The sequence below is a fragment of the Haloarcula amylovorans genome (assembly GCF_004681185.1).
In the GTDB taxonomy this organism is placed as follows: domain Archaea; phylum Halobacteriota; class Halobacteria; order Halobacteriales; family Haloarculaceae; genus Haloarcula; species Haloarcula amylovorans.
This window is the reverse complement of record NZ_SRIF01000006.1, coordinates 34,313-47,212: the sequence shown is the minus strand read 5'-3', so window position 1 is coordinate 47,212 and position 12,900 is coordinate 34,313. Positions and strand designations below refer to the sequence as shown.

Sequence of the window (12,900 nt, the reverse complement as noted above, 5' to 3'; positions counted from 1 at the left end):
GCCGTTGCTGTTACCCCCCCCCCTGTTGTCTACTCGCTGTCGTTCTTATCGGGAGTAACCGGCGATAACCCGCTCCCGTCATCGTCGTCATCGTCGTCATCTGCGGCCGTTCCTCCGTTCCCGCTACCGGAGTTACCTCCACCACTGCTCGGGGTGACAGGACTCGCCCCATCATCGTCGGTATCCGTCGCTGTGCCTTTCGTTCCCCCACCGATGCTTCCGCTGGGGTCAACGGGAGATACACCATCGTCGTCGTTCCCTCCAGTTGTTCCACCGCTTCCGCCGCTGCTGCTGCCGCCTGGATCGGCTGGAGCGACTCCTCCGTCACCATCGGTTCCTCTAGTCGTCTTAGTGTCTCCACCACCACCGCTGCCGCCCGGATCGACAGCCTCTACGTCACTTCCAGTGTTGGCCCCCCCAGTCGTGTTAGCCGCTCCACCGTTATTGGTGGTCGTCGGGTCCGTTGCACTACCACTGTTGCTTGCACCTGGATCAACGACATCCAATTGGTCGTCGCCCTCACTATCTGTCCCGATGTCTCCGCCGGGATCCTCTAGAATCCGGATCCACTCGCCCGGATCGGGACGGTTCGTTTCGGCTCTGACATCTGTGTCCTTCGTCTTTTTATTCTTACCTACTTCGCTGAAACAGCGTTTGAACAGTTCGCGAATGGTCTTGGGGAGTGTCGAGTAGTCCGGAGCACTGTCAATCGGTTCGTAGCCCGAGTAGACGTAGGGAAACTTGTTGCCCCGTAATTTGTCCTCCATGCTGCCGTCGACCGATTCGGGTCCCTGAGCCAGATATGGATGCATCCCTTCCATCAGAAACTGGAAGATGTGGACGCCCAGACAGAACCGATCGGCCTCCTGAACGGCGGCTAAGCTGTCGCCACCACGTCCCTCGGGGGGCGCATAGCGCGGGTAGTAGGTTTTGTCGGGGTAGGCGGTGTTGCCGTCGGTGATGTGGAAGGCGTCGCAGTCGATGAGTGTCACGAACCCATCCTCGTCGATGAGGATATTGTCGTGGTTGAAATCACCAATCGCGTGGCCTTCGTCGTGGATGGCTGCCACCATGACCGCGAGGTTGTGCGCGACGTTGTACCGATGCTCGGGGGCGCTGGACTCCCAATCCAGTTCCGTCAGCGTGTACTCGAAGGCGTTCTTGGCCGAGTCGAGGTCCTTGTACGGCATCTGGTAGCCGAGGAACTCGCCCCCCATCCCCGTGACCACATCCTCAGGCCAGATGATCGACCGTTTTCCCGCCTGGGCGCTGCTCTGGTCATCGGGCACGTTCCCAAGCATCGTTCTGATTTTGTCCGACTTGGCCGGTCGCTTACTCGGATCGAAAATTTTCAGGACGAAATCATCGTTGCCCTTAACATGATACACCGTACCCTCGCTGCCCGAATCAATTGTATCGCCTACTATTACTTCCGTCCCATCAACGCTGACACGCTCTCCCTCAAGATCACCACTACTCAATGACGACATTTACCCACCCTACGTTCAATCTATCAGTTACGTCAGTGCGGTAGCGCATTATGACCCACTACTATATTATTGTTGACGGTATTATTTGTTTGGTTCGTCTTTTTAAAGATGATCATCAAATACCTCAATCCAGTCTATCGGGCAGGGGCGGTTAGGGCTATCCCAGTTGGACTTTTCAGGAGTGTGTCTGAAGCTCTCGCTAAACAGTTGTCTAATGTCCACGGGAAGCTGCTCATAGTCAGGGGCCGCTGGAGGCGGTCGAATACCCGTTTTTTCGGCATCATACGGGAAGCGATTCCCTTCGATACTGTCCTCCATGCTACCGTCAACCGATTCGGGGCCCTGCGCAAAGTAGGGGTGAAAGCCCTCCATCAAGAACTGGAAGATATGGACGCCAAGGCCGAACCAATCGGCCTCCTGAACGGCGGTTAGGCTGGTGCCACCGCGTCGCTCTGGTGGGGCGTACCGCGGATAATAGGTTTCGTCGGGGTAGGCAGTGTTGTCGTCAGTGATGTGTAAGGTGTCGCAATCGATGAGCGTAACGGAGCCGTCCTCATAGATGAGGATGTTGTCGTGATGGAAATCTCCAATCGCGTGGCCTTCGTTGTGGATGGCCGCCACCAAAATCGCCAGATTAGAAGCTACACGATATCGATGTTCTTCTTTACTAGATTGCCAATCAAGCTCAGTCATCGCATATTCGAAAGCATTCTTGGCTGTGTTGAGGTCCTTGTACGGCATTTCGTAGCCCAGGAAGACACCCGAATTCGGGTCCTCAACTACCGCCTGGGGCCAGATGATTGACCAATCCCCCTGGTGGGCGTATGTCGAGTCTTTGGGCTCGTTGTCGATCATCGTCCGCACTTTGACGACCTTCTTATCTCGCGTCTGATCGTTGAAGATCTTCAGAATCGAGTTGTCATTCCCTGCGAGACGATACACAGCTCCCTGACTGCCGGAGCCGATCTTCTGCCCCACGGATACCAACGTATCTCCCACGCGTACCTTCCTTCCCTCAAAATCATCTTCATCTACGATATCATCACCCTCACTCTGACCCGAACCTGAGCCATGAGCGGAGTTGATCAGGTCAAATGAGGAAAAGTCGGCGGGTTTGGATTTCTGCTTCGCACTCTCGTAAGCGCGCATAAAAAACTCCAGAGACTGGTTCTCATCAAGATTGAAGACGGTCTTGTCTTCGTCATTGACGCCGGCCAAGAGATCTCGCAGCGTCCCCATATCAGCTTCATCCCCTATTCCAGCCGCGTAGAAGTGGAAGTCGTCGTGTGCCGAACCGTATGCAATGTTCCGCTTCACTTTTTCCCACTTACTCCCACTATTGTTGTCTGGGCGCCCATCCGTTAGAAGCCAGACGAACGCTTGCTCCTGGGAGAGGCCGGTTTCAACTACATACGACTCTAAGTTGTTAAGCCCCTTGACGATAGCCTCGCACATCGGGGTTGAACCGCCGGCACTCAGCGTCGGAGGGCCGTCCTCCAGCCATGAACTCTTGATAGGCTGGAAGTCCTGTTCCACCGTAACCCCTCCGCCGAAGGATACCAAAGAGACAGCTACTCTTTCGCGGGTATCATCATCCTCTCCAACCTCGTTAGTGAAGAATGTGAGACCTTCGTTGAGTTGGTCAATCTTCCGCTTCTCCTGTCCCTGATGGTTTTTTGTCTTTCTCCTCATGGATCCGGACGTGTCCAAGAGGAAAAGATTCAGCACCTGTTCATACGGTACTCGTTCAGACTGACGTTTCATTTCCAGTCATCCATATCTGATATCCTCTCCAATTATTAATCTTGCCCAGAATAGTATATTTTCTCATATATCTCGCGGTGCTTGCAAGACATGACGTTCAGGTGTTTGCCATATCCATGAACCCGTAACTCAGAGCTGCGTCGGCCGAAACGTATCACTCAATAGAAATTTTGCGTGATGAGCATTGCCCCACTTGGCTGGAGATAGACACCAATCCCTTGCTCATCAAAGTCCTCCATAAGTATGTTTTCTCGGTGACCAGGCGAATCCATCCAACCGTCGACAACCGTTTGAGCGCTTGCCTCGGGCGCAGCAGTTGGATTCGAATATTCTAACGCGAGATTCTCACCACAACGTCGCGTATCGTGTCCGTAGATTCGATACCTGTCGCTTGCGTCGTTACCGTCCGGCCCAGTGTGACTGAAGTAGTCATGTTCCGCCATATCTCGACTGTGTTTGAGAGCGATCGCGCTCAGATGAGAACTGTACTCCAAGGCGGACAAGCCGTGATTCAGGCGGCGCCTATTCGTCTCCGTATGTATCGCCTGCTCAAACGCTTTTGATCGGTCTGGGGGGCTTAAATCTAATGGGAGTTCAATCGTACCGGTATCGACCTCACCCCCGCAATCAGCACAGGTATCAGCTGGAGAGAGTCCCACACCACAGGCGCCACACTGCCATTCACCACTGATCCGGATTATCGGGGCTCTACAGTCGCCGTGATGGTTCCGAACCGCCGTCCTGCCACACTCCACACACTCGCCACACCAGGTCGCTACCGACAGTCTGTCAGTACGGTCGGTAGGGGAGCCAGCTTCGCCCGCATCGGCGTGATCATTGTCGTCGGGGACCTCTCCTCGTTCACCGTCGGGGAACACGGGTTGTAAGCCGTCTTCATCATCTCCCCCCTGTCCAGGGGTGGAATATTCTCTGTCCGTCATGGAACTCAGTTCAAATTCATGTTCACTGGCCTTCGGTTTGAATCGTTTGCCACCTTGCGTCCGTCTCCAGCGGCGTCCGGATAAACGGGTAGAAGATCGCGAGTTGCTCGAAGTGGATGTGGACAGTCGTTGCTATCGATGAAGTGATTCTCCCGTTCATCAGATCGGTTGCTTTTCCGAGTGAATCATTTGAGGATGAGACAATTAACGAAGTTAAGCCAAATATCCATAACCTCCAGTTCAACTGAACAAATTAATTCAAATTATTTTGTTGTGTCACGTCTGATGGGACTGCCTCGATTCGCGCGCAGATGGTCAGCAGCGCTCGCCTCGCTACCGGCAAGCGATCTCCGGCTGGAATATTGTCCTACAACAAGAGGACACAAAGCGTCATGAGGTGACGATGCCGTTGGTGGACTCAACTGGCAGCATCACTTGACGGGGTGTAGGCCACTATACTCCCGCTTGACGTCCCCTCGGTGTAACCGAGACGCTGCCCCAGTCGGATGTTGGGGCGGCACAGACCCGGGCAGTTCGGCGAGGAGTCGGAAGTACTCCTCGTATCCACCCTCTGCTGGCACCACCTGGAGGATAGGGCTGTCGACGAGAACAGTCAGCTCACAGAGCGTGTCAACTGCTCCGTCGCCGACGCCGCCGCCGACCAGCTCGAAGTGGTCCTCACGGGTTCCCACCTCAAGCTGCTTCTGGACGCGGCCCCACATCGAGTCGCTCTCAGTCATGTCCGTCGGCCGACCGCGAGTGAGCAGCCCGAAGAGGGGGTACTTATACGGGAATCCGCCCTTCCTGTACTCTGCTTTGCACTCCTCCAAGAGGTCGATACCACGCTCGATGGCTTCTCCGAGTGGTGCGTAACCGCCACTCTCTAGCGTCGGCGAATCCCACTCTCCGACTGGAGCGACAGGTTGGTCGACAGTAACTTCGGGTCCGAATGACACAACGCCGGCATCGAAGGTACAGTGCGGAGGCTGTTCCTGTCCTACGCGGTGCTCAAACTTCTGGAGTCCGTCGTTCAGCAGTTCAAGGTGCCGCCGACGTTCGCTCTCACTGGCACGAACCTGTCCTCGCATCCCACCCGAGGTTTCCAGCACTATGACTATCGGTATGCGTGGCATGAGCGGGTCAACATCGCCAAGTCGATTCATTCGAATGTACGTCTTTGTGTGAGGGAAACATAAAATAAATCCCTCGTTTTTAGAGTTCACCCCTCTTCAGGTGTTGGGGTCATAGCAGCAGCTATTTTTTATTCAAGAGATAAGGTATGTCTAAGTGGGCGTAAACCTCTGGTTCATTCAGTATGGCCACTTACAGAATATTACAGATTACGGGCGAAAGTGGGCTGTCCCCGAGATCTGGACTTACCGATATACTTCGGGCACTATCTCCAGAACACTATATTCTACTGGGACTAGCTCTGATAACCGTATTCTCCGGTGTATGGGTGGTCCACGTTATGAGAGTACAGAATAAAACAATCAATGACCAAGTTGATGTAGATGTCGAGCTATCGCTAGTCACCAAACTCGGTCTCGGTGGATCAATCGCTATTTTATCGTTCTACACTCTACAAGAACATCCTGTTTTTATTCAATTGATGAGTGGAGTATCCCTTCTCCTAGTCTTTGGTCTACCGCTTGCAATCACTATGTTGACAATCAAACGACTCGCCAACGAAGATCTATGATATTGTATCCTCTGCAAATTGACTGGCTTCTACCAACGATACCACCCAGCATAGGGACTCTACTAACTATATTCGGGATGTTAATAATGCTGTATGCGCATATTCGTGAGACTACATCAATTCTCTCAAAACGGAGTAACAATAAATTTTCAGTCCCATTACAGAACGAGGGGAGGGTTGCAATTGTTTTATCAATCGGATTTTTCTTTTTAACGATTGGAGTCCTTAGACGGTACAATCTCATCCCCGTATATATCGCTCTCCTTTATGTAGTCGGGAGTATGATTGAAGGGGTTGGTCAGGTTCGATTTCTTCGGAAGATACATTCGTTCCTTCGCGGACAAGGAGCTGGGGGAGGTATATTACGCAATTTAAAATATAAGCTGTTATCAGCATTTGTGGTTCTACTGGGAGGGACCATCGCCATTCAGCTGTTCTTTTCAGCTCCAACATACGGTTCCGCTATACCTCAAGTAGCACTCATATGGACCTTAATGACGTTTATTTTGACCGTGATCGGTCTCTCACACCGTGTCCTTCCGTTGAAAACAGAACTTCCTTCAGGGATGGCAATTGGATACGTCGTGGCAGTCGCTGGATCGGAAGTGTACGACCTAACTCTAGCCGGTGAGGTAATATTTATTCTACTCGGGGGTGTGGGTTACAGCCTCGGATTTTGGCTGTCAGTGTATTATTGGCTCCGATAAATATGATCTACTTGATCCAGTGCTTCAGTAGCTACATTCCCCAATTCCCCGGCTTCGATATGTGAATGCCGTTCTCATACCACTCCTCCAAGTTGTCGAGATATCGAGCTGCAACCGTGTAGCCGAACGCTCTGACGAGGATCTCACCCATCCCGCGTCGACCGCCGTGGGGGCGGGATAGTCGTGTTTTGGATGGTCAATGTTGACCGCTCCGTCCTTGGAGAGTCGTTGGAGAATCGACCGTGCTCCATCTGTCGTTATAGACGGTGGTCGGATATCCTCCTCCAGCGCCAGCAGGAGGTCGCGAGCGTACTCGTCACGTCGCTCGTCGATCATCCGGTTGTAGCCCTCGGGCGGCGATGTTCGTCTCGCACGAGCGTCGCGAGTGTCCGCTGATCGAACGTCGGGAACACAGGCCAGCGTTCAGTTGCCGGGCCAGCGAGTTTGCGGTAGCTCCGCAGCGGCGAAATCACTAGATCAGGGAGACTCGCTGCATCCCACTACTGTTTCTTCCGGTAGACGTCCATACTCGTCTTTGAGCGAGATCTCGCCCCACCGAACACCTCGCCGACGTGAATCGTTCGGGTCACGGAGTAACTCACCGACACGGACAGCCGAATAGGCGAGCACGAACACGAGCGCCTGGTCACGAGCCGTCTTCGATGCATCATAGCGTGCTCGCTGTCTGTCGATGGGACCTGCATCTGATCGAAGTGTCGTGTATGCCTCGATGGCGTTGCGGGCCCGCTCGTCGACGTGGCACGTGAGCGCGTGACGTTGCTCAGACGTCCAGGCCTGTTGGTCACCGGGTTTTCGGCCGTTATTTCCGGGCAGCGGCGCCGTCTTACTCGCCCGTTGGGCGTAGTGCGCTTCGAGATATCCCTCGCTGACGCACCAGCCGCACCATGCAGAGATATAACAATAATAGATTTGTACCGTGTTCTGTTTAAGTCCCTTGTCACCGGCGAGGTGACGGGCGTACTCTCGGAACATTCGTTTGTCGAAGTCCTCGGAAGCCGGCTTTCGGTCAACGTCGTTGGGAACAACCCAGTCCAGTCGTCACGACCACGGTCGCCGGCAGCCCATTCAGCAAATCGCTCAAGCTCCCGGGCTCCGCCATCACCGCTGCGACCTTCCCTTGTTCTAGAGGTAGCACTCGAATGTCTCAGAGAACATTACTGGCTCACTTGTAGATTCGGACCGGCTCCCACCCTCCCCGTTGGTAGCAGGCTGGATATACCAGCCGTACATTAGTTATAGCAAGCAGGCAATGAAATGACATTTCAAAAATTGCTGAAAAAATAGCGACATGACTATAGTAGTGGGCCAATAAGTTGGAGCGTGTTAATTACACTTTTATATACTTGAAACTTAACCGGTGCTGTGTCATTGACCGGCAGACTGCTCGAATTAGCTTGTGATGAGGAGTAGTCGGTTTAACGTGCGGCTGTCAACGCATCGAATCTGGCCTCGTGGATTGACCCAAGGGATACCGGATTGAAGACGTCCGTCTGAATAGAACTTAATACGATGATACCGTCTCCGGAGCGGTACGCACACAACAAGCTGGCTAAGTTGAGTCTTGGATATGTACTAGAGGAGCTCAGCAGTGGCCCACTGTAATAACTCGCTGACTTACAGCCGTGGATTAAGTTCACTAGCGGCCAATATATACTCACACATAGCCACCCAGTCAAACTCATATCCAACATGCAGGTACCATCAACGGCCGCCTCATTGTCAACCACGAGACGGAACGCCGATGCAGCCTAAGGCATGCTGGATGTAACTGAGACTACCGTTGATGTTCAGAGAATCAGTTACGGTGTCGATCACACCATCGCCTACTCGGTGGTCAACTCAGGCAAGATACTGGCTCAGCAGGCTACAAAGGCGAAACCGTATCATTTCACTATAGCCAGCTCATCATCTGCTAATACTTCCCTTGATTGCAGCTGAATTCTGGAATCTGGCGGTCGACATTCAAACGACTTTTATATTCTGAAATTGTTCTTATAAATACGGGATTTACCCTGCGCTGATATCCATGGACAGAAAACACCTCGTAGAGCGGGATACTGAGGAGACGATCACGGAAGATGAACTTACAGTCCTACTTGAGAGCAAGGATACTATCCGTGCATATATCGGGTTTGAACCCTCTGGCCCGGTCCATCTTGGGACTTGGCTATCGATTTTCAAACTGCTGGACGTTCAAAAAGCGGGTTTCACCCCGGTCGTCCTACTTGCAGATCTGCACGCCTACAAGAACAGCAAGGGTGAGCTAGCGTGGCTCGAAGCAATGGCGGAGTACTGGGAGGCAGTGTTCCGTGCGCTGGGACTCAAAGACGCCGAATACATCCTTGGTAGTGAGTTCCAGACTACTAGCGACTATCAAGATGATCTCGAACGACTGAAAAGCGAGGTGACGGTAAATCGGGCTGTTCGGGCACTGGGAGATGTCGCCGATGATTCCGAGTCGGCGACGATCTCCCAAATTGAGTACCCATTAATGCAGGCGCTTGATATTGAATATCTTGATGTAGACTTGGCGCTCGGTGGGACCGACCAGCGTAAGATTCATATGCTGGCCCGTGATGAACTGCCACGAATAGGATTTTCAAGTCCGACCGCACTCCACTTCGGTCTGCTTCCAGCGTTGACCGGCACCGGTGAGAAAATGAGCACTTCGAAACCTGAAACAATGTTCCCACTTCACGCTCCTGAAGAAACTGTGCGTAGCCGTATCCAGGGAGCATTCTTGGATCCAGAGCTTACCATCGCTGAAAACCCTATTCTTGAAATTGGAGACCGGTTCATCTTCAAACGTGGGGAGACACTCCATATCCAGACCGAATACGTAGATCGAAAGTATACCGATACCGAGCAGATACACGCCGAAATGCAGAACTGGGCCAGTGACTCGGACGATGGCGAGACAATCCACCCACAAGACGTAAAGACAGGGATTGCTGACTGGCTTGTCGCTGAACTCAAACCAGTTCGGGAGATGGTAAAGGACTGTCCTGAAATTTTACAACCAATCGAAGAAATGTGAAATGAAGTAAAATTCAATTTCTTCCAGGCCCTCTGTCGCTGGCCTGGCATTCTCAAGGGTGGTGTCACCCGTGAAAGATATCAACCTGAATCTCTCGATAGCGGTCGATGATATCTGGCTTTGATTCTTGTAGATCTATTCATGTGCCTCCTGCAGGACTGTCGAGTTTAGTTCGATTTCGCCCCGTGCTGCACTCATGCCTCGATGCTGTCCACGAGCATTGCGTCGTTACCCACGCCTTCAAATTACGCTCAATGCTCTGAGGTATCTTCAACGCCTAACCCACCTGTAAGACTGTTTTAATAATAAATTATCTGATTATTTCCGAATTGTCTCATTTGTCTGCTCAATACTGCAGCAAACTCCCGGTAGCACTGATTGCAGTCGGTTACCAGTCCGTCCCAGAACGGCCCATCGATGCTCGGCTTCTGACAGCTATAAGAATCAGTATCCTGTTAACAGCCTATGTCACAGGCATCAGCGCACGCACAAAAACTGGCCGCTAGTGAGGCTCCCCCCCAGTGTCACTCACAGGTATACCTACTGAGGACAATTGTTTCACTAGGTACTTAATTTACACAAGATAGAATGGATATATGATATGTCTATTGAGTCCTATATAAGACGATAGTATTAATCTGCATGAACTATATCTTAATCTATATGACTGACTATGAGGGGTTAGAGCTGATCGCTAAGAATAGTGATGACGCGCCATCTGCATTTCGTGCGGTTGAAAAGCTCCACGATAATTGTAGTGATAGCAAGACGTATCAAAGACTGGAAAATATTGCGATAGAGAGCATGTGGTTGAAAGCTTCTGTTCGTGCTGTCGATGCTCTGCATGATATGTGCAGCACCTCAACGACTTACGCACGTTTGGAAAGGATTGGTAAAGCGAATACAAACCATCCAGAGGCTGCAGTTGCTGCTGTTACTGCATTAGACGATCTTGCGTCTAGTAGCAAAACCGAAAAACGGCTTCGGAATATCGCTCAGAATGGTCATCATCGCTCAGCTCGTCGCAAAGCAACAGAGGCCTTATAATCTGACATAATCATATTGGACATCCGGATGAAAAGAAAAAAGATTCGCTATAGAAGTGAGTATTAGAGATAGAAGGCACTGTCTTTCTTATCAGCTATTTCTCCAGCTTTAGCCATGAGCGATCAAGTGGTATCGGTCACAAACATCTGTAATAAAAAGGGTTCAGCAAGGTCGCTGTCGACAAAGAGCGCACACGGTTCGACGGCGTCGTAGAGCCCGACGCCAGTACCGTTGATAGACGGTGGGCGCGGGTCATCCGCTGTTTCCACAGAGTACTACTGCTGCTGTTGACGGCCCCACAGACAGCGTCCCACTCGGCGCGCGCCCTTTGTCGAAGCAACTCCGGCGGCGTCTTGCCGCCCTCCTCGCCGTCGGTTCAGTAACGCCCTAAACGTAGGCTTCGGGGTCGCTGCCGTTCGTGAGAGACTCGGGAGCGTCGGTCGCCGTCAGCGGTGTCATCACACCCCGTTATCGAGGTGTATCGGGTATGTTGGGTGTCCGAGGTGTCCCGCTTTGCGCGGGTGTCCTCGGCGTGTCCCGCCACGGGGCGGGTGTCCCCCTGCTGTCGGGGCGTGGACTTCCCGGTGATTCTCAGCCTTATAGGGTCGGCGTTTTCGCTTGCGAGGTGGGATGAAACCCGGGGACGGTGGCGGGATTCGAGGCTTTCGAGGTGGGTTTCGAGGTGGGGGCCGGAACACCCACCTCGAAAGGGGTCATTTTCGAGGTGGAAACGGGGTTCTGTCCCGCTGAAATCTAATTCTCACAGGGGATAGAGAATACTGACATTTCTTCTCCTCGGTCGCTCAGTACAGGTGATTGATGTAACGCTACGGGGTGCAGTCTCTTCAACTGCTGTCACGAATGGCGTGCTGAATACAGATGAAATAGATAACGTTCGCTACACCCGCTTTACACAGTTCTCGATAAATCTAAAACCAACCACGACCTTCGCAGTTGTGGGCAATAGAAGCGCCGTCGGTATCGCTTCTCACTTCAAAGTAATTCAAATTCCCTTCACAGGTGGTACTTGCCACCGCAATTATTTCTGTTCCGTGGTGAACAGCAATGACTATCGCAAAGTTGGTGGGGAGGTTTTCAATTTCACTCTCGTTTGTCTCGCCGGGTGCTAACTCAAATTCTCTCTGGAAATGAGACGAGTCAGGAAACTCAATCGAGGTGAACTTAAGCTCTCCACTTGTTTCCATTAAATTTGCTTCTGCTTCGTCTCCTCTTATCTGCTCAACCAATCCATCACTGCGATGAATAGTGATGTTAGCGGGAGGTGTGACTACCTGAACTTCGAAAGTGTGTATTGTATTCGCCGAATTGATTTACCCGATAGTAACTGGTTTTTCCTGTCCGGACTCCTCACCGACCGGCATCGACATACACCCTGTGAGGAGAATCAGGACACAAAAACAAATGAATAGACGACTGGGGCCTCGCTGAGCCATATTTCAGTACTCTACTTCAAATGTATTTATTCACGACCGCTTACTGAGTACAACTTTGGTATAATCGGCCCAACATCGGTCAATTGGCAGGATCACTCTTACAGTTCGTTCATGCAATCCCTGTTGCAATCTACGCATCCAGATTGCTCAATACAGGGGCCGTCCCGAGCGGGAACCTCTTTGTCATCTGGTGACGTCATTTCCGCCTCGGACGTGTCCTGACGTGGAACGATTCTGGCGGTGGTCGTAGTACTCGACCGCTGTTCGCAGTACCACCGCACCGAACGCGAGCAGGCCGAGGCCAACCCCGTAGAACAGCACCCCGATCGCACCCGGGCCGGCAACCTCGCTACCGACCTCGACAATGAGGACATAGAATGTACCGGGCGCGCCGATAGTGGCGACGACCTCGAACACCCGGACTGCCGTGTAGAAGGGCTGGTTTCGTAATCGGCTCCTCGGGTCGTCGGCGCGAAGTAGACGGTAGCCCGCAAAGAGCGTCTCAGCACCGATCACGAGGGCGAGAACCATCGGAAAAAAAGCGAGAAGAAGGAGGCTGTTAAGTCCTCCGTCGGGGAACAAACCGGCGACTCCGGCGATTCCAAATCCGAGGATTCCGAGGACGGCACCGAGTTTGAGGGCTTGAAGGGGCTTAGCGCGGATGAATGATTGGGACATGAAGGCGAGTTCCGCTTCTAAAGATGATGGAATAAGCCTTTGGTAGTTCCATGATAAGA

General features: G+C 52.3%; 8 protein-coding genes and 1 pseudogene. 2 read left to right on the top strand and 7 right to left on the bottom strand.

Annotated elements, in window-relative coordinates; genetic code table 11:
* Window positions 1-29: 29 nt before the first annotated feature.
* The 5 genes and pseudogenes from E4S61_RS18515 to E4S61_RS26775 form a co-directional block, all read right to left on the bottom strand.
* A complete protein-coding gene (locus E4S61_RS18515; RefSeq protein WP_167768569.1) occupies window positions 30-1,301 on the bottom strand; it encodes a hypothetical protein in 1,272 nt (423 codons plus the stop codon).
* A gap of 291 nt (window positions 1,302-1,592) precedes the next feature.
* Complete coding sequence (locus tag E4S61_RS18510; RefSeq protein ID WP_135305428.1) at window positions 1,593-3,254, bottom strand: protein kinase domain-containing protein; 1,662 nt, start codon at window positions 3,252-3,254, stop codon at window positions 1,593-1,595.
* Between the two features lie 158 nt (window positions 3,255-3,412).
* Window positions 3,413-4,195 carry a CAP domain-containing protein gene (locus tag E4S61_RS26780; RefSeq protein WP_135305427.1) on the bottom strand — a complete coding sequence of 261 codons (783 nt, stop codon included), beginning with the start codon at window positions 4,193-4,195 and terminating at the stop codon, window positions 3,413-3,415.
* Window positions 4,196-4,626: 431 nt separating this feature from the next.
* Complete coding sequence (locus E4S61_RS18500) at window positions 4,627-5,151, bottom strand: vWA domain-containing protein (protein WP_135305426.1); 525 nt, start codon at window positions 5,149-5,151, stop codon at window positions 4,627-4,629.
* 1,437 nt (window positions 5,152-6,588) lie between these two features.
* Window positions 6,589-7,773, bottom strand: a pseudogene (locus E4S61_RS26775) (site-specific integrase).
* An 878-nt stretch (window positions 7,774-8,651) separates the two neighbouring features.
* Here E4S61_RS26775 and E4S61_RS18490 point away from each other — a divergent pair.
* Window positions 8,652-9,662: a tyrosine--tRNA ligase gene (locus tag E4S61_RS18490; RefSeq protein WP_135305425.1), complete on the top strand. Its 1,011-nt coding sequence runs from the start codon at window positions 8,652-8,654 to the stop codon at window positions 9,660-9,662.
* A 663-nt stretch (window positions 9,663-10,325) separates the two neighbouring features.
* Entirely contained in the window at window positions 10,326-10,709 is a 384-nt protein-coding gene (locus tag E4S61_RS18485; protein ID WP_135305424.1) for a hypothetical protein, read from the top strand.
* 929 nt (window positions 10,710-11,638) lie between these two features.
* Here E4S61_RS18485 and E4S61_RS18480 read toward each other — a convergent pair.
* A complete protein-coding gene (locus tag E4S61_RS18480) occupies window positions 11,639-11,914 on the bottom strand; it encodes a hypothetical protein (protein ID WP_167768566.1) in 276 nt (91 codons plus the stop codon).
* Window positions 11,915-12,346: 432 nt separating this feature from the next.
* Window positions 12,347-12,841 (bottom strand): hypothetical protein, encoded by a 495-nt coding sequence (locus tag E4S61_RS18475; protein ID WP_135305422.1) that lies wholly within the window; start codon window positions 12,839-12,841, stop codon window positions 12,347-12,349.
* Between the last annotated feature and the right edge of the window lie 59 nt (window positions 12,842-12,900).

Excerpts from the sequence above, each read along its gene's own strand:
- E4S61_RS18475 (WP_135305422.1), bottom strand. The coding sequence starts at position 12,841 with ATGTCCCAATCATTCATCCGCGCTAAGCCCCTTCAAGCCCTCAAACTC.
- E4S61_RS18490 (WP_135305425.1), top strand. The coding sequence starts at position 8,652 with ATGGACAGAAAACACCTCGTAGAGCGGGATACTGAGGAGACGATCACG.
- E4S61_RS18515 (WP_167768569.1), bottom strand. The coding sequence starts at position 1,301 with ATGCTTGGGAACGTGCCCGATGACCAGAGCAGCGCCCAGGCGGGAAAA.
- E4S61_RS26780 (WP_135305427.1), bottom strand. The coding sequence starts at position 4,195 with ATGACGGACAGAGAATATTCCACCCCTGGACAGGGGGGAGATGATGAA.
- E4S61_RS18485 (WP_135305424.1), top strand. The coding sequence starts at position 10,326 with ATGACTGACTATGAGGGGTTAGAGCTGATCGCTAAGAATAGTGATGAC.
- E4S61_RS18510 (WP_135305428.1), bottom strand. The coding sequence starts at position 3,254 with ATGAAACGTCAGTCTGAACGAGTACCGTATGAACAGGTGCTGAATCTT.
- E4S61_RS18480 (WP_167768566.1), bottom strand. The coding sequence starts at position 11,914 with ATGGAAACAAGTGGAGAGCTTAAGTTCACCTCGATTGAGTTTCCTGAC.